The sequence below is a fragment of the Gordonibacter sp. RACS_AR68 genome, assembly GCF_030418485.1.
Lineage (GTDB): Bacteria > Actinomycetota > Coriobacteriia > Coriobacteriales > Eggerthellaceae > Gordonibacter > Gordonibacter urolithinfaciens.
Genome location: NZ_JAIPUP010000007.1, coordinates 1 through 16,004 on the forward strand (window position 1 = coordinate 1; position 16,004 = coordinate 16,004).

The window sequence follows — 16,004 nt, forward strand, 5'->3', positions numbered from 1 at the left end:
CCGCAGCTTGACAGAGCAAAGTAACAACCTCGAATATCCCCTCACGTGGGATTGCCAGAGTGAAGTAACAACTTCACCGAAACTTGACACCATTCAAACTTTGCCCTGTCAATTAACCCCGGCACTTCCCCATAGGTACAACAGAATTATTGATAACATATGAAACGTAGTTTTGCACATTATCTTCATCTTTCCTGCATATTATGCAGGGCGTCGGTACGGTACAGCTTGTAGCGGACGTGCAGGTCACGCCCGGTTTGCAACCGGACTATACTATCACGGCTGGACAGCTCTTGCACATGGTCATCGGCGGCGAGTTTTTTATAATCCTCAAAGCTGATCGAGCGCTCGATGGGCCGGATGATATCGCGGGAGCAGTTGTAGAGGCGCACCCCGGCCTCGTAGTTAAGCAGGCGGGCGCCCTTGATACCCGTGTCCTTGTCATCGGTGAGGTAGGCGCACAGGTAGTTGCCAAGGTTGTTGGCATCCTTGCGCACGGCCTCGATGGTCACCCACCCATGGCCCCACATGTCGCGCACGGGGTGATCGTGATCGTTATTGGGCATATACGGAGCGGGGCGATCGTAAAACAGCAGGGCGTGCAGATGCCACGCGCCCCGGCCCTGCTGCTCCTTGACGTAGAGCCAGCGGCACGGCCCATAGGCTCCCTGCATGCGCCGGATAAACCGCCTCCAATCCTTGCTTATGCGGCTGTTGTCCTGCATATTGTCCCGATAGGTCAACGTAATAAACCGCACGTGCTCCGGTGTGTCGTAGTTGCAGTTGATCAGCTTTTTCAGCGAATTGAAAGCCCGCTTGATGCTGCGCATGTGATCGGACTTGGTGCCCGTCTCGCCATGCTGGTAGGGCCGAATCTCGGACGTGCTGCGGACGTAGTAGAAATCATCGTTGATGCGATCTATGCGCGGCTCCGTGGGCGGCATGTGCTGGCACAGGGTGACATGGGCGGTATGGCGGCAATCAACCAGCTTGATATAAGCCGCCTGGTGCTCGAAGCAATCGTACTCGGTCATAGGTACTCCTATCGTAGGTTTGGCGAATTGTGTACGTATAATCAAGTTAAAGAGATATGGGGGCCGCAGCATCCCCCGAGCCAGGGCGCGCCCTGGCAACCTACTGCATAAAACCGTGCTGCAGGCGGGTCGAAAATGCATAAATCACTGGTACTCGTGCCCTTAACTGCATAAAGATCCATCAGAAGCTGCAAGATAAGGTCAAAAACTTAGCAATGACGGGGGAGGCGCAGCCGGACAGGCACGGCACTACACGGCGCACCGCGCCGGCGCGCCTAGTCGGGACGTTGAGTTAACTGATAGGTTTAGAGGCGCCGTTTCCAACCGCTATGGCGGTTGACATGGGAGTTTGCCAGTTTACATATCGTTCGGAGGCTGATACAACCTGTGTAGCCGCTCCATTTGCTCGCGGGTAAGGCCGGTTTGGCGTATCTGGTCGAAATGGTCATACCAATATGCCTCCCAGTATTCGGATTGCTGCTTAAGCTGCCTTTTATGCTTGCGAGTGAGGATGGATGCGGTGATAGACCCACCAAGGAAACCAGCGGATAGCAACAACAGCAAAGCGCTCATACAGTCCCCATAACCTACCACACAGATACAGTTTTACCCGTTGACTTGTCAAATACGATAGGATGCTCGGCAGAGCATTGCTGCAAGATGATAGAACCGTATACGGCGACGATGGCGCAGAAGAACACGACTACGGCACGCAAGAAAACGTCTTTTCGCATGGCTGCCTCCTAAAGCCATGCTACCACATCATCTTACGTGAGCGCCAGCCCCACCGGTAACAGACCTCGCCAGACGGCGCAAACCGACCTTGGCGGATGCGATGCCGAGGGCAGGCGGGCCGGTATCGCGCGCATGGGCACCTGCGCGACCTCCGTCCGGCCGTGCGTCGGCAATCGGGGCGGGGTCCCCCGAGCGCCCCGCCCCCTCATCGCCGCCGCCCGTCCGGTCGAAGGTCGCATAGCTGTCATACAAGCGGTACACGCTCTTGCGCGCGCGGAACATCTCCACGCCTATGCGCTCATTGAGCGAATAGAACCGCTTGACGCAAACGAACACCTCACCGAGGGCGAGCAGGGTCATGATCTTACCCTTGGCGCCGAAATTGCCCAGCTTGCGATGGATATACTCGTACTCTATCAGACTCCTGATCTGGCGGTCTATCATGCGGTCGAACTGGGCGATGAACAGGACTTTGTAGCCGTACTTGCGATGTTGGCTGAAAAACTCAAGCCATGCCATGCGATCCTGTTGAGCCCAGTCGCGCGAGTTGAAAAGAAGTTGGCACTCGTCCAGCACGAGCAATATACGGTCTTCGCCGAACTTGTGATCAGCCCAATACTCCTGCGCGAACCATACAAGGTACTGCGGGGTCAAAACGTCATTAGGCCGATACGTGTAGCGGTCATAGCCCTTGGTATCAGGGTTAATGGCGAAGTTGCCGATGACCGGGAGACGCTTACAACGCAGATAGTCGCGAATATCCCGAGCGGCGTGAAGGCTCTTACCGGAGCCGGGAGTGCCACTGTAAAGGTAGATGGTCACATCAATCACCTATAGCCTTGATCCATCGAAGGAGTATCGACACCGCATAATAGGCTGCGAAGCAACCAAGCCAGACGAGCAGCATAGCTACCAGCCCGCCGACGGGCACGAACCAGTTGAGCCAACCGAGGCCCTGCGATACCGTACCGGCCACGCTCGAAATGATATCCGGAAACGGGCAGATATCCAGCAGGTCATGGACGAACGATAGCGCATTGTAAAGCTGCTGGCCGAGCCAGCCTAAGATATCATCCATCATGCCCCCTAATTGCGAATCATGGTCTTGGTTATCCAGATCAAACCGACTGCCGCCACCACCAACTCACCAGCGCGCAGCACGGCGGCGACCGGCGACCATGGCGACAGGTCAACGTGCAGATTCTGCTGGCCGGTCAACGTGGGCATGGGCCAGTCAATGACAGGGGCCTGCGGATCGGCGATAAGCGTCTTGACCAACTCCACCAAGTCCCACGGGAGGCAGAATGGGAAAACGAGATACAAGGAGGGGTCGAGGAACTTGCCCCAATCAAAATCCTTGCTGGGTGACAAGGAGGTACCGGCGTTTGGCTTGACCAAATCGCCCACAGCATCCGTCACCAGCTCGCCCGTGCCGACGTTGACGGCCGTACCCGTTGCGGTACCGCTGATAGTGCCATCCAAAGCGCCCTCGGCAACGCCCGCATGGGCACGCGCCAGAGCATCGGCCCAACTGTTGATATCAGCCCAATCGGTAATGACCCCGAGACTGCCTCGATTTGCTATATAGTCGCCGTCGATAACCGCATCGGCGCCGATAATCGATGCACCAGCAGCAGGATTAAGAATATCCTTATTTTCCTTGGCATCATCCCAATAATCATGACCTAAATTAACGTCAGGATTGTCAGTGACGCTATCTGACCAAATCCCAGATGATGGATTGTAAACAGCAGACTCGCCAGTCATCCTATTGTTTATCGTAATGGTGTAACCGCTGTAGAATATCAAACCTGAGATAAGTTCCAAAGGCAAGACAGCAGGAAAGTATTGATCAGAGTTAGACATGCCGAGATAAGTTCGCAACCCGCCTAAATCCGATTTATAACCAGACATGCCGGTAATCAAATTCCATTGCTGACCATCATTAATATAAACAATCTGATTCGACAGATAACCTACTGCAAGGCCGAATCCGCCATCTTGGATTACAAAATTCCACCTGTCAACGAAACTACCAGTAGACCCCGTAGCAAGCGCATATTGATAGCCTCCATAAGTAAAAAATACCAAAGGTTTATAGTCGGGATAAGCTGTAACGGGCATTTGATCAGTCATAGTAAAAACAACATCACCTATTACAAAAGATTTATCAGGCATGATAGTAGTTTGATCCGCAATAAAAAGAGAAAGAAGGAACGGAATCAAGCCTAGAGCACCATCAGAAGCCATTGTAGAAAACTTGTCAAGAGCTATCGAGCCTGCTTGACCTGCCATTTCAAACATATCTTTAATAGCATCAATTTCCTGTTGAGAAACATCAGACTTAGTAGCATTAATCAAATTGCCAGTCGCTATCGCGGTATCCTGCAAAGACGATACACCAGCCGCGATAGCATCCAAATCACCAGTAAACAACTCAAAGTCACCCCAAAAAGAGGATGCATCGTCATCGGTTAACAAAGGAACACTCAAACCGAGGACAGCGCAAACCGTGGCGAGCGCGTAACCTGCTGGTATCGCTAGCTGAATATAGGCATAAGCAGCCTGCGAAAACGGCGCAAGGCAGATCGACGCTGCCAACGCAACGGCGGCAAAGCACTTGGCAATCTTGACACGCATAACCGCCCCTTACTAACGTACAAAACCGATGCAGAAAAAGATGAAAACGAGAAACGCCAGCAGCACCATGGAAAGAACCGACATGAGGATACCTCCAAGGTACAGGCAGGGGAGCATGCGCCCCCCTGCGGCCGGAACATGCAAGTTACTTGGCGAACTTGCGGAAAACCTTGATGCCGATACCCACGACCACGATAGCGCCCATGATCGGGAGGGCGACGGGCACGATAGAGCCGATAGCACCCATGGCATCGCCAGCGAAGCTGGTGATGGCCGTAACGAGCGAAGTAGTGACTGCCTCCATGATTTACACCTCCTAACCTCTTATCCAGCGGAAAGCCGCATGTACTATGATCGACACCATCCAAGCCAATACGGCAAGGAGGACGCCAGCGGGGAAAAGCACGAACAGGGACACGAGGAAATCAAGCATGCCCTGATCGAGATAGTGAGTGAGCACGTCCATGGTCAGACCTGCCAGCGCTTGGTGAGGATAAGGCCGAAGATCAGGCCCGCAATGAGCACGAGCAGAACAAGCTGAAGTATCTCCGTCACCTCAAGCGCCCAAAGGAACTGCATCAATGCCTGTACGTCGGACTCAAGCAGACTATAAGAGCCGCCAACAGGATCACTCCCAGAAAGCAGAGCGCCGTCAACTCCATCCATACCAGCCTCCTTTACCAAACCGGATCGTAAGGGTCGAAGATAGGCCCGTTGTTGCGATGCTTGACATGCCAGATATCGGACAGCTTGCGGCCCTCGCGGTGGGCGCGCTGCGCCTCCTTGCGGTTGGCAGCAGCTATGGCCTCGCGGTCAAGGCAGACCTTCGGCCAATCTTCGGGCTTGAACCAATCGAAATCGTCATCGCGCAGGTCGCGATAGTGGTAGTCGATGATCGAATCGGGGTACTCGCGGCAAACGACCGAGCCGCTGTAGCTGTAGTCCGGAACCCGCGCCTCGAAGTCGACGTAGACCACCTGTACGTCGTGCGTCCTGTTGTAGCCGTCCAGCACGTCGGCCACGGTGCGGTAGAGATCCTGCAACTCGGGATTGTCAATCATCGAAACCACATCCCGAGCCGATGCGCACGACTGCATACCGCAGCTCGCCCTCCTGGTCAAACAAATCAAACGTATGTTCGATTTTGTAATCAACGTAGGAGTGGCAGAGGTTGAGATCGCGCACCAGGTTATCGATGCGGGCGAAGATGCGCTGGAAGCGCTGGTCGTCGTGACCATCGGGCATGCAAACACGCTGCTGCACCCAGAAATTCAGCCGGCCGGAATCGTCGGACGAGAAGCCGATACGGACGTCGAGAACGCCGGACTGCATATAGTAAGGTTCTACGACATTGAGGTACTTGACGAAATCGGCGAAACACCGTGTGAACTTGTCGGGGTTATTCGGGGCCATGGTGCGCCGCCTAAGCCTGGAATCCGACAACCTTGGCCTTCAGGTAGCCCCTGAAGTCCTTGTAGACGTTGAGGACGAAGGTATAAGGCTCCATCTTCTTGCACTTGGAGAAATCCACATCGGCGGGAGCCGTGAGCGAAATGGTGTCATCGTCATCGGCGGCCATCAAGACCACGCGCTGAAAAACAACGTTCTTTCCCTTGGATTCAAATTCTTCCTGCTTGGCAGAGACGAAGAGAGCGTTTGCAACAGTTTTCATTTCCATCCATCCTTTCAACCGGGGCTAACTCGTAAGCCCTTCACGCTGATCAGGATAAATGACCTGAATTATTGATAACATATGTTATGTAAAGTTAATGATGGAGAGCCTGTTGGTCGGTTGGTCCGTTGATTGAATTCTCGTAAGTTAACGTTTATGCAGATCAGAGGGCTGTTTACTTCTACCTTTTCAATTTCGAGGTCGCGGCGTTCCATCTATTACCTGCACTTTTTCAATCGACCGCCTTCGCAGTCCGTTATGTGTAGACGGCAACCGTTTGAGACAGCACCAGGTCAGGCCCGCGTCGCTGGTTTTGAAAGACTGCAGGTAAAGAAATCGGCGATATGATGCGGTGCCCCAGACTAGCTAGATCAGGGTTATCGCGTGAGGCACGAGGTGCGGTGTGAGGTTCACCTCCTTCGGCTCTATCTCCTCGACCCCGTACGCGTCGAGGAGCCCTTGCGGAAGCACGAGGCGCGCCATCTCGACGGGCGCCATCCAGTCCATCTTGCCGCGAAGGTAGCTGTTAACGTGGCTCATGCACGCCGCCATGTCGCGGCAGGTCAAGGCGTCGAAGTTCGTTTTTCCCTTCGGCAGTATCCGCCTAAGCTCCTCGTGGCAGCGCTCGCAACGTCCCTTTTGCTGGCTCTGGAGCGGATCGCAGTAGAAGAGGCTCAGCCGCTTCACGCCGTTCCTGCCGTGCTCGATGCGCTCCGCATCGCTGAACTCGCTTCCGCGGTCGCAGAGGATCAGGCCGAAGGCCTGGGAGAACCGGGGCCCGCAGAGCTCCTGGAGGGTGTCGAGCGCCTCGACCACGCTGGTCGCCGACTTGTCCGGTAGGAGGATGTAGAACTGGAACCCTATGCGCCTGACGAACAGCGTCAAGATGCACTGCGAGTCCCTGCCCTGCCTCCCGACCACCGTGTCCATCTCGACGGCGTTGTCGCGGTCGGCCTGGTCGAGGGCGCAGAAATCCGTCCACCGCCTCCCCTCGAGCACCTCGCGCGGAATGTTGGAGGATTTGGCGGACTTCGACTTCGACCTGGGCTTGTAGCGTACGGCCTTCGGCAGGTCGAGCTTCGACAGATCCCCCGCCTTGGCGCCGCCGAGGTAGTTGTAGAGGCTGCGCACGCCGAACGGTATGGCGCCGGGGTTCGCGGCGAATATGTGCTGCGGGCTCTGGCCCTTGGCAAGGCCGTCCGATATCAGGGCTATCGCGCTCTCGAACGCCTCGGGGTCGCAGTCTATCCCCTGCCTGGACTCGCTGCGCCTGGCGTCGGCTGCGTCTTGGGCCCATTTTGCCTGGTAGTACCTATAGGGATGACGGCACCCGCCGCCGACCCTGTTCGGGCAGGCGTTGCAGCAGAACGGGCTCCTTGCCAGCTTCTCGCACGGCTTCGCCTCGAAATCGGGACAGAGCGAGTTGCACAGGAAGTCCTTGCACCTGCTGCAGCGCGCCCTGCACATGCCCTTGCACAGCCCGCGCACCTCGCAGAGCCCCGCCTTCGAGCAGATGTTGCGGGTTCGGACCACGAGCATCCCCTGGGGGTCGTCGGTCCAGTTGCGCTTTACCTCCTCGGCGACCACCTTGGGCGCGCGGCCTATCGTCCTCGCGATCCACGCTATCCTGTCCCCTCTGTTCAGGCCACGCTCTATCGCGAGCCTGTCGTCGTAGGTGAGCGGGCACCTACCGCCCTTGGAATCCCCCATGAGGGCCTCCTTCCTGTCGGTCCTTCGCCTACGGGAAGAAGGAAAAGCACAAACGGCCATGGCCACGGTTAGGAATCCGCATTTACATGATTTATGCAAGATTGGAGGTGAAGTTTTTACCTACGAGAATTCAATTTACGTTGGTCGGTTGGTCGGTTGGTCGGTGGTCGGTCGGTGGTTGATAAGGATCGGGGTGCGGAATTGTTATGCTCGGCTATTATTTTAAAATATGGCAGAACATCGAAAAGGATGAGCGGGGATCGATCTGGCGGCGCTTTGCAACCAATGCCCCGTTTTTTGCGAAGACTTTCCTGGCAGTGCTGATTCTGTGCCTGCTTGGCTTTGTTGCTTCAACGCTGCTGCCGAGCGATTTTGCCGTTACCGTCCAAATTGCCATCTTGGCATTCACGCTTGTTTCTCCTTTTTCTATTCGATATTGCTCAACAAGTTCAAGCGCAAAAGCGTGTTGGGCGACCTCGGGTGTGTATTCAAGCAGGTTGAGCGTATAAGGCGAAAGTTTGTTGCCCAAACCGGTCTGACTCCCGACGCCCTCGATTTCATGCGAGAAGAAGCCCAGCGGTTCCTGTCGGTCCGGCGCGAGGCGCGCAAGACGTTCACCGATCGCGCGTATGCAGCGCTGGTAGTGGGAGTATTTGTATCTTTCTTGGTGAGGCTTGCAGATTCGTCTGGAGACTCCTCCAGCATGAGCTTCGCAACGACTCTTTTCGCAATAGTCGGGTTCGCGATGATCGTCCTCATGTCTCTAGCTGGCCCCTTGTGGGATTTGGCGGACCAGAAAAATGAAATGCCCGTCGAAAGCGTCGAGTTGTTCTCAAGGGATATTGGATTTATGATTTTGATCGAGCGAGGATGCAAGCCGCAGAATGAAAAGCGCTCCCATTGCGTGGCTGAAGCTGTGCATACTGGTTCCAGAAACATGCCTTAAAGTTACTCTAAGGCATGATTCTGGAAAGTTTGGTCCTTGTTCAGTGCGCGTAGGAGCCGCTTTGCTCATATAAGCGCCGTGTGTATTCGCCGTCAGGTTCCAACGAGCAAACGTTTCTGCCAACGCGCTGAACGGAAACGTTCTTAGGGAACGCCCCTCCCCTTCCTATAATGGGCCTACAGGGTGGCAGGCGACGATCTTTCGGGGAGGTACCTTATGAATCGCGAGGAGTTCATGGCTCTGGAATCACCGAAGAAGGCGGAGGAACTCAACGTCTTCATCGAGGCGGGGATGAGCCAGAAGGAGGCCATGGCGCAGATCGGGGTCAGTCTGAAGGACCTCGTGGCGGCGCAGGTGTTCTTCTCCAAGGGCGAGGGCAGGTTCGTGGCAAACGCCGTCGGCGGCTTCTCCAACTTCCACAGCGACACCACCGCGGAAGCCGCGAAGTAGGCCTCAGTCATAGAAAGAAGGCACGCAGGAGAGCCGCAGCATCGCGACTATCCTGCGTGCGGCAAGACATGCCGCCCCAGCCCAGCTCGGCGGCAATGCGTGTGCAAAGCCGCATGCCTAGCAGCGCACCCCGCTCGATTCCGCCTCGTCGCCCTTCTTGACCAGGCTTTCCACGAAATCCGTGATCATGGCGGCAGACTGCCCGCACACGAAGATGCGCTCCCTGCCGTCGACCGCCACTTCCCGGACGATCCCCGCCCGAGCCAGCTGCCTGATGGCCTCGTTGGTGGCGCCGTAGCTCTTCCCGATCAGCTCGGCGGCGCGTATGGTGGAGAGCCCGGGGTTTCCCAAAAGCAGGTCCAACAGCTTGTCCAGTGCCGAATGGGCCGGTATGCGCAGGTTCTGCGACCTCCACTTCGCGCTCAGCTTCTCCGCTTCGGCCAAGAACGAGTCCGCCACGACCACCGACAGGTACGTGTTCTGGGCATTGTAGACCGCCCAGTGCTCCCTTAGGTCCTCCCCCCTTCCCGGCGAGCGGTCGACGCGGGAGGAGTCCTTCAGCTTCCGACGGTATTCCCTCCCGATGGAGGCGCCCCAGCATATGGGCGCCATGTAGCCGCTTGCGAAAAGGCCGCGTCTGAACATGGGCATGAAGGCCAGGATCAGCCCCGTCCGGTCGATCATCGTGTCGAACGGAACGATCCTCTCGAAAGCCCAGTGGATGATGGACGCTTGCCCGAGCGGCGAGTACGCCTCGCTGCTCGCGAAAGCGCAGAGGTCGCTGACCTCCAAAGGGATGGCGGTGGGGTCGGATCCTTTCTTGTGCGGCAGGAAGTTGCTCCTGAAACCATGGTAGCGGTTGTCGCCCGTCTTCCCGCTCAAGAGGATCTCGTGAAGGTGCAGAACGGTTTCCATGGTGATAACGGCATCCTGTCTGCTCACAGCAGAAGCCCACTCTATGGCCTGCATATAGTGAATAGCCTGCAGGGCGGCGTTCAGGCAGTTGTCGGGGAACCGAAACTCCGGCCTCTGCGTGCGTATGCCCTGCTCGGCATCGCCACGGTACTTCCAGTTCGACAGATCGAACGCGGTGATCAGGGGAACGGCCGGAAGCGTCATATCATGCGACATGCGGATGGCGAAGATGGCATCGATGGCCAGCAGCGTGTCCTGCAGGTACTTCGCGCTGGGGCTATGCGCGAGCCGTTCGCCGAACCGTATCAGCTCGGCCTCCGCCTTGTAGAACTCTGCCTGAGTCAAGGCCGAATAAGAGTAGCCGGAGTACCCCATCTCACCCCTGTCCTTCCCCTGAAAGCTCCCGGCCGGAAATCACCCGTTCTCGCCCCCGCGCTGGCGAACGGCTTTCGCGTCCTCCGACCTTTCCGACCGGCGCGCCGTATTCCGAGAATTCTCCGTTCATTTTAGCACCTGGCCATTCAGGGACGCTCCATCCTTCGCAATGGCGGGAATCCGCAAAATTCGGGCCATGCGATACTCCCGGATATTCTAAAAGCAGAAACTACCTTGCGAACCCCCTCCCGCGCTCACTAGCCTAGAGGCAAGCGGGTTGCGCCAACGGGCGCGAGCGCGTTCTTTCGAGCGAGCAGCAATGCGAAAGGGGGCACGATGTCAAGGGAATCGGTAGTCGAGAAACTAGGCGAGCGTCACGAGGGGGTCGATTACTTCTACACCACCTGCCACAACAACGGCTGTTGGGACGCCACCTGCCTGATCAAGTGCAGCGTTAAGGATGACAAAATCATCGCCATCGAGCCCGACGACTCGGTGAACCCGGGCGTCGCCCGCGAGGACGATGACGAGAACGCCGTCCAGACCGGCATGCTCCAGGCGCGCGCCTGCCCCATGGGCCATGCGTGGCGCCAGGAGCTCTACTCGGAGAACCGCCTGCTGTACCCCATGAAGCGCGTGGGCGGGAAAGGCTCCGGCAAGGGTCGTTTCGAGCGCATCTCCTGGGACGAGGCGCTCGACACCATCGCGGGCAAGATGAAGCAGATGGCCGAGGAGAACCCCGACCATCCCTGGCTGTACTACTGCTACTACGTGGCGTTCGAGAGCTCCGACTTCCCGTTCGCCTCCTACATGCCGGGCACCATCACCGGCTGGGGCGACCACTCGACCTCCGGCAGCGCCGCCGCCGAGGACTTCCACCTGGGCGTGCGCCTCACCGACTGCCTCATCAAGGGAACGTCCGACGCATTTCCCGGCTTCGAGGCCCCCGACCTGCTGAACTCCAAGCTCGTGGTGCTGTGGGGCTTCGATCCCATGGTGTCCTGGTTCGGCCACGTGCCCTACTACATGAAGCTAGCCCAGGAGCGCGGCTGCAAGTTCATCCTGATCGACCCGGTGTACAACGTGAGCGCCGAGGCCCTGGGCGCCCAGTGGATACCCATCCGTCCCGGAACCGACACGGCGTTCGGCCTGGCGGTGGCCTACGTGCTCTACACCGAGGACCTCTACGACCACGAGTACGTGGCGCAGTGGGTGGAGCCCGATGGCTTCGAGGAGTGGCGCAAGTACGTCGTCGGCGAGGTGGACGGCGTTGCTCACACTCCTGAATGGGCCGAGCCGATCACGGGCATCCCGGCCGAGACCATCGGGGCCTTCGCCCGCTACTACGCGTCCATGAAGCCCGTCCACCTGCAGCAGATGTACGGCGTGTCCAAGCGCAACCTGGGCGACTACGCCGCCGCCGTGGCCATGCTCCTGCAGGCCATGACCGGCAACCTGTCCATTCCCGGCGGCTGCGAGGGCGGCGGTGCCAACCTGGTGACCCAGCCCCGCCTTTTCGCGCCCGTGCCCGACACCGGCCAGATCAAGGGCGACGTGGTGAACCCCATCACCAATAACAACAACAAGGTGACCGAGGTCATGCACTGCCAGAAGCTCTACGCTGCCGGCGAGATCACCGAGGACGAGTTCCGCCGCCGCATCGGCTGCCCGGCCGACAGCCCGCTGCCGAACCTGAAGATGGCTATCATCCCGAACAACTACATCAACAACCAGCATCATGTGTCCAAGCGCATGCAGGGCTTCGCGGACATGGAGTTCTCCTGGGGTTGGCAGTACTTCCACGACCAGCCCTCCATCGAGTTCCTCGACATCGTGCTGCCCTCCCCCGTCATCCAGTTCGAGTCCACGGACATGCACTTCTTCGGCATCAACCGCTTCTGGAACTCGCCGTCCGGCATGATGAACTACTTCCTGTTCGCCGGCAAGGGCGTGAACCCCCCGGGCGAGGTCCGTTCGAAGGACTGGGTCTGGATGGAGCTGGCCCGCCGCCTCGGCTTCGCCGACAAGTACTGCCCGAAGATGCTCGACGTGACCGACTGGCGCGACTGGGACGAGCAGGTCATCGAGCGCATCTACAAGCCGGCCTACGAGAAGTGGGCCGAGGACGAGAACGGCCTTCTGGGCTACTACGAGGTTGAGCCGCCCTCGTGGGAGGAGTTCCAGAAGCTGCCCATCGTCCGCGTTCCCGGCGAGCCCGGCGAGTGGTTCTACCCCTTCAAGAACACGGTCGAATGGGGCCGCTCCCCCTTCAAGACGCCGTCCGGCAAGATAGAGTTCGAGAGCTCCTTCGTGAAGGGCAACGACCTGACGAAGACCCGCTACGGCGGGCAGATGGACGCCTACCCGCGCTGGCAGCCCACCTACCAGGACCTGCCCGCGAACGACAGCTACTACCACCCGTGGACGAAGAACTTCCCGCTGTCCATGGTCACGCCGGTGTCCACGTACCGCCAGCACTCGTCCAACGACCAGAATCCCTGGCTCAAGGGCGACTGCTACGAGCATATGGTGCGCATGTCCCCCGCCGACGCCGCGGACCGTGGCATCAAGACGGGCGACCGCGTGCTGGTGTACAACCAGTTCGGCGAAGTGGAGATCACCGCGTACGTCTCGTCGAAGCTGCTGCCCGGCACCGTGTCCATCGGGCATGGCGAATGGTCCAAGTTCGACAACGTCAGGAAGTCCAAGCTCATGCCCTACGGCATCGACGAAGCCGGCAACTGCAACCTCCTCATAGGCGACACGCACCTGCCGCATGTGGTGGGCGCGCTGCTGACGGCCGGCCTCGTGGAGATCAGGAAGGTGGGAGAATAACATGGCCCAGTACGGATTCTTCTTCGACCAGGGACGCTGCTACGGCTGCAAGGCCTGCTCGGTGGCCTGCAAGGACTGGTACGACATCGCCCCCGGCCCCGAGAAGTGGATGAGCGTCTACATGTGGGAGAAAAACGCGTTCCCGCTCACGTCCATCGGCATCCTGGCCTTCAGCTGCGGGCATTGCGACAACCCCGTGTGCGTTGGCGCCTGCGAGCATGATGCGATCTTCAAGGAGGAAAAGTACGGGGCCGTGCTGGTTGACCAGGACAAGTGCCAGGGCGACCGCAACTGCTTCCAGGCCTGCCCCTACGGTGCCCCGAAGTTCGCGAGCGACGAGCCCGGCACCAAGATGAGCAAATGCACCCTGTGCATCGACCGCTTGGAGAAGGGCCAGCTGCCCCTGTGCGTGGCCTCCTGCCCGATGCGCGCCCTGGACTTCGGCCCCATCGACGAGCTGGTGGAGAAGTACGGCGACGTGCGCCAGATAGAGACCATGCCCGACCCCGAGCTGACCATGCCCAACTGGGTCGCCAAGGCGAACCCGCCCAAGGAGCAGCTCGTTCCCTACGATGCGGAAAAGGCCGTCCAGCTCACCAAGCGCCGCACCGCCACCGACGACGTGTACGCGGGCGACTGCGACAGCGTCACGGAGTTCGGCGCCGACGTCATGTGCATCCGCGAGCTGCGCATGAAGAACGCCACCGTGGCCGAGGTCATGGCCGCCACGTCGAGCGACCAAGGATAGCGTCAGCGAGCCATCATCGCGGGATGCACGGCGACCGGAACTCATGCGCCGCGCATCCCGCCTCTAGCCGAATGCATGCGATAGGGGGAACCCATGGAATCGGTCTTTCATCATGCAGGGATCTACTGCCGCGATATCGAGGAGTCCATAACGTTCTATGAGGACGTGCTCGGCTGCAGGCTGCTGTTCAGGTCGGACGCCTTGGAGGGCGACAAGCCGCTCAAGATGGCATGGGCCATGAGGGGGGATCTTGTCTTCGAGCTGCTGGAATGCGAGGACAAGCGCACGTGCGAGGCCGCCGCGAACTGCCTTAACCACGTGGCGCTGCGCGTGGACGACATGGACGGCTTCGTCGCGCATCTGGGCGAGAAGGGCGTCGCCGTCGAGGCGGGCCCGTTCGACCCGCTCTTGGAGTTCGACCGTCCCCTGGCGGGCGACGACGCCGACGTCTTCGCCGTCTGCGGCGAAGGGGGTGCGCAGCTTAAGATCATGTTCTTCCGCGGCCCCGGAGGGGAGCGTTTCGAAGCCGTGCAGGACAACCTAAGGGCGCTGTAGGCCGAAAGGGCAGCAAAGGTCCAACCCGCTCTCGCTTCCAGGCTTTTCGCAACGAGGAGGCGAAAAAATGCCGAAGGTATCGCCTTTTTAGCGAAGGGCCTGGTTCGTGCATGCGAAACACCAAAGGAGGAGGTGCCTTATGAGCACCAGTAAGAAATACGGGAACTGGGCGCTGATCGCCGTCGTCATGCTCCTGTTCGGAACGGCTATCGCCACGATCCAGTTCAAGGTTCCCGTCGTCATGGGCGACATCATGGCGAATATGGGCATGGATGCGAGCTCCGCTTCGTGGCTCATGTCCATATTCACGTTCGTGGGCATTATCCTGGCGCTTCCCACGGGCGCGCTCGCGAAGAGGTTCGGCCCGAAGACCATGCTGCTCGCCGCTGCCGCGATCATCGCAGTCGGTTCGTTGCTGGGCGCCTTCGCGGGCAACGGCATGGTTCTCATCGTCTCCCGCGCCATCGAGGGCGTGGCGTTCATCTTCGTGACCATCTGCGGCCCCTTGGCCGTGCAGAAGTACGTCGCCCCCGACAAGATCGGCTCCGCGACGGGCATCTGGGCGCTCTGGGTCTGCCTCGGCTCGGTGGTCGGCGGCGTGCTGACCCCCACGCTGTACGCTTCGACCGGTTTCGTGGGCGTGTGGGTGATCTATGCCGCCGCGGCCGTGGTGTTCGCCATCGTGGTCGCCGTGATCGTCAAGAACCCCAGCGAGGCGCTCGAGGGGGCCGCGGACGCTCCCACGGAGGGGAAGGTGGGTTACGGCGAGCTCGTGAAGCCGAACATCCTGCTGTTCTTTGCCGCCTTCCTCGTCTTCAACATGACGCTGATGGCCGTGCTGAGCTTCGGCCCCACCTTCATGCAGCAGCAGGGCGTCGACCCGACGCTGTCCGGCTTCATCAGCACGCTTCCCATGCTGCTCGCCGTCATATCGTCCCCGCTGTTCGGCGCCTTGTCCGACAAGCTGGGCCGCTGCAAGCCGCTGTACCTGGCCGCAATGCTCGTCATGGGACCCTGCACGCTGCTCCTGCTCACCCAGACCGGCCCTTTGATGTGGGTCGGCGCCATCGTCATGGGCCTCGTGGGCTTGGGCGGACCGGTCATGTGCCTGACGTCGTACATCAACGTCCTGGGCCGCCCGGAGCTCATGTCCATCGGCATGGGCGTGCTCATGCTGGTGCAGAGCCTCGGCCAGTTCCTGGGCACCTGGCTGGTCCCCCTGCTGCTCGGGCCCGACGTATCCTCGTGGATGCTCACCGGCATCGTGATGTGCGTGATCGGCTTCGCCGGCACCGCAGCGCTTGCCCTGTGCAAGTTCAGGTAGGGACGGCAACGGAAAGTCAACGTTCAAGGCCGGGCGCCGTCCGCAAAGCGCGGCGGTGCCCGGGT

18 protein-coding genes are annotated in these 16,004 nt (G+C 59.0%); 6 read left to right on the forward strand and 12 right to left on the reverse strand.

What is annotated here, in order from left to right; all coding sequences use genetic code 11:
- Positions 1-185 precede the first annotated feature (185 nt).
- The 11 genes from K9U15_RS12800 to K9U15_RS12850 all read right to left on the reverse strand — a co-directional run bounded on the left by K9U15_RS12800 (position 186) and on the right by K9U15_RS12850 (position 8,200).
- The gene (locus K9U15_RS12800; protein WP_227154015.1) at positions 186-1,034 is read right to left on the reverse strand and encodes a hypothetical protein; all 849 of its coding nucleotides are present in this window, start codon (positions 1,032-1,034) and stop codon (positions 186-188) included.
- 762 nt (positions 1,035-1,796) lie between these two features.
- Positions 1,797-2,600 carry a zonular occludens toxin domain-containing protein gene (locus K9U15_RS12805; RefSeq protein ID WP_227115588.1) on the reverse strand — a complete coding sequence of 268 codons (804 nt, stop codon included), beginning with the start codon at positions 2,598-2,600 and terminating at the stop codon, positions 1,797-1,799.
- Positions 2,593-2,850: a hypothetical protein gene (locus K9U15_RS12810; protein WP_227115589.1), complete on the reverse strand. Its 258-nt coding sequence runs from the start codon at positions 2,848-2,850 to the stop codon at positions 2,593-2,595. Before K9U15_RS12810 ends, K9U15_RS12805 begins: the two co-directional genes overlap by 8 nt.
- Positions 2,851-2,855: 5 nt before the next feature.
- A complete protein-coding gene (locus K9U15_RS12815; RefSeq protein WP_227154016.1) occupies positions 2,856-4,409 on the reverse strand; it encodes a hypothetical protein in 1,554 nt (517 codons plus the stop codon).
- 145 nt (positions 4,410-4,554) lie between these two features.
- Positions 4,555-4,713, reverse strand: coding sequence for a hypothetical protein (locus tag K9U15_RS12820; RefSeq protein ID WP_227115591.1), 159 nt, complete (start codon positions 4,711-4,713; stop codon positions 4,555-4,557).
- A gap of 164 nt (positions 4,714-4,877) precedes the next feature.
- Positions 4,878-5,075 (reverse strand): hypothetical protein, encoded by a 198-nt coding sequence (locus K9U15_RS12825; RefSeq protein ID WP_227115592.1) that lies wholly within the window; start codon positions 5,073-5,075, stop codon positions 4,878-4,880.
- 11 nt (positions 5,076-5,086) lie between these two features.
- Positions 5,087-5,470: a hypothetical protein gene (locus tag K9U15_RS12830; protein ID WP_227154017.1), complete on the reverse strand. Its 384-nt coding sequence runs from the start codon at positions 5,468-5,470 to the stop codon at positions 5,087-5,089.
- Positions 5,463-5,822 carry a hypothetical protein gene (locus K9U15_RS12835; RefSeq protein ID WP_301156302.1) on the reverse strand — a complete coding sequence of 120 codons (360 nt, stop codon included), beginning with the start codon at positions 5,820-5,822 and terminating at the stop codon, positions 5,463-5,465. Before K9U15_RS12835 ends, K9U15_RS12830 begins: the two co-directional genes overlap by 8 nt.
- A gap of 10 nt (positions 5,823-5,832) precedes the next feature.
- On the reverse strand, positions 5,833-6,081 hold the full coding sequence (locus K9U15_RS12840; protein ID WP_227154019.1) for a hypothetical protein: 249 nt from the start codon (positions 6,079-6,081) through the stop codon (positions 5,833-5,835).
- A 366-nt stretch (positions 6,082-6,447) separates the two neighbouring features.
- Positions 6,448-7,791, reverse strand: coding sequence for an IS30 family transposase (locus K9U15_RS12845; protein WP_301156303.1), 1,344 nt, complete (start codon positions 7,789-7,791; stop codon positions 6,448-6,450).
- Between the two features lie 217 nt (positions 7,792-8,008).
- Complete coding sequence (locus K9U15_RS12850) at positions 8,009-8,200, reverse strand: hypothetical protein (protein WP_123674617.1); 192 nt, start codon at positions 8,198-8,200, stop codon at positions 8,009-8,011.
- A gap of 54 nt (positions 8,201-8,254) precedes the next feature.
- Here K9U15_RS12850 and K9U15_RS12855 point away from each other — a divergent pair, with 54 nt between their 5' ends.
- Both K9U15_RS12855 and K9U15_RS12860 read left to right on the forward strand, forming a co-directional pair.
- Complete coding sequence (locus K9U15_RS12855) at positions 8,255-8,737, forward strand: hypothetical protein (protein WP_123674616.1); 483 nt, start codon at positions 8,255-8,257, stop codon at positions 8,735-8,737.
- Between the two features lie 216 nt (positions 8,738-8,953).
- Positions 8,954-9,187, forward strand: coding sequence for a hypothetical protein (locus K9U15_RS12860; RefSeq protein WP_096226515.1), 234 nt, complete (start codon positions 8,954-8,956; stop codon positions 9,185-9,187).
- A 117-nt stretch (positions 9,188-9,304) separates the two neighbouring features.
- Here K9U15_RS12860 and K9U15_RS12865 read toward each other — a convergent pair whose 3' ends face one another.
- Complete coding sequence (locus tag K9U15_RS12865; RefSeq protein WP_123674615.1) at positions 9,305-10,477, reverse strand: winged helix-turn-helix transcriptional regulator; 1,173 nt, start codon at positions 10,475-10,477, stop codon at positions 9,305-9,307.
- A 336-nt stretch (positions 10,478-10,813) separates the two neighbouring features.
- On the opposite strand from K9U15_RS12865, the gene K9U15_RS12870 reads away from it, so the two are divergent.
- The 4 genes from K9U15_RS12870 (at position 10,814) to K9U15_RS12885 (ending at position 15,939) form a co-directional block, all read left to right on the forward strand.
- Positions 10,814-13,312: a molybdopterin-dependent oxidoreductase gene (locus tag K9U15_RS12870; RefSeq protein WP_096226513.1), complete on the forward strand. Its 2,499-nt coding sequence runs from the start codon at positions 10,814-10,816 to the stop codon at positions 13,310-13,312.
- 1 nt (position 13,313) lies between these two features.
- Entirely contained in the window at positions 13,314-14,060 is a 747-nt protein-coding gene (locus K9U15_RS12875; RefSeq protein ID WP_123674614.1) for a 4Fe-4S dicluster domain-containing protein, read from the forward strand.
- A 93-nt stretch (positions 14,061-14,153) separates the two neighbouring features.
- Entirely contained in the window at positions 14,154-14,615 is a 462-nt protein-coding gene (locus K9U15_RS12880) for a VOC family protein (protein ID WP_301156304.1), read from the forward strand.
- Between the two features lie 139 nt (positions 14,616-14,754).
- A complete protein-coding gene (locus K9U15_RS12885) occupies positions 14,755-15,939 on the forward strand; it encodes a CynX/NimT family MFS transporter (protein ID WP_123674612.1) in 1,185 nt (394 codons plus the stop codon).
- Positions 15,940-16,004: the final 65 nt, after the last annotated feature.

Bases quoted from the DNA above. Each gene is read 5' to 3' on its own strand.
- K9U15_RS12860 (WP_096226515.1), top strand. From the start codon at position 8,954: ATGAATCGCGAGGAGTTCATGGCTCTGGAATCACCGAAGAAGGCGGAG.
- K9U15_RS12835 (WP_301156302.1), bottom strand. From the start codon at position 5,822: ATGGCCCCGAATAACCCCGACAAGTTCACACGGTGTTTCGCCGATTTC.
- K9U15_RS12880 (WP_301156304.1), top strand. From the start codon at position 14,154: ATGGAATCGGTCTTTCATCATGCAGGGATCTACTGCCGCGATATCGAG.
- K9U15_RS12810 (WP_227115589.1), bottom strand. From the start codon at position 2,850: ATGATGGATGATATCTTAGGCTGGCTCGGCCAGCAGCTTTACAATGCG.
- K9U15_RS12815 (WP_227154016.1), bottom strand. From the start codon at position 4,409: ATGCGTGTCAAGATTGCCAAGTGCTTTGCCGCCGTTGCGTTGGCAGCG.
- K9U15_RS12820 (WP_227115591.1), bottom strand. From the start codon at position 4,713: ATGGAGGCAGTCACTACTTCGCTCGTTACGGCCATCACCAGCTTCGCT.
- K9U15_RS12845 (WP_301156303.1), bottom strand. From the start codon at position 7,791: ATGGGGGATTCCAAGGGCGGTAGGTGCCCGCTCACCTACGACGACAGG.
- K9U15_RS12875 (WP_123674614.1), top strand. From the start codon at position 13,314: ATGGCCCAGTACGGATTCTTCTTCGACCAGGGACGCTGCTACGGCTGC.
- K9U15_RS12865 (WP_123674615.1), bottom strand. From the start codon at position 10,477: ATGGGGTACTCCGGCTACTCTTATTCGGCCTTGACTCAGGCAGAGTTC.
- K9U15_RS12885 (WP_123674612.1), top strand. From the start codon at position 14,755: ATGAGCACCAGTAAGAAATACGGGAACTGGGCGCTGATCGCCGTCGTC.
- K9U15_RS12800 (WP_227154015.1), bottom strand. From the start codon at position 1,034: ATGACCGAGTACGATTGCTTCGAGCACCAGGCGGCTTATATCAAGCTG.
- K9U15_RS12825 (WP_227115592.1), bottom strand. From the start codon at position 5,075: ATGGATGGAGTTGACGGCGCTCTGCTTTCTGGGAGTGATCCTGTTGGC.
- K9U15_RS12830 (WP_227154017.1), bottom strand. From the start codon at position 5,470: ATGATTGACAATCCCGAGTTGCAGGATCTCTACCGCACCGTGGCCGAC.
- K9U15_RS12870 (WP_096226513.1), top strand. From the start codon at position 10,814: ATGTCAAGGGAATCGGTAGTCGAGAAACTAGGCGAGCGTCACGAGGGG.
- K9U15_RS12840 (WP_227154019.1), bottom strand. From the start codon at position 6,081: ATGAAAACTGTTGCAAACGCTCTCTTCGTCTCTGCCAAGCAGGAAGAA.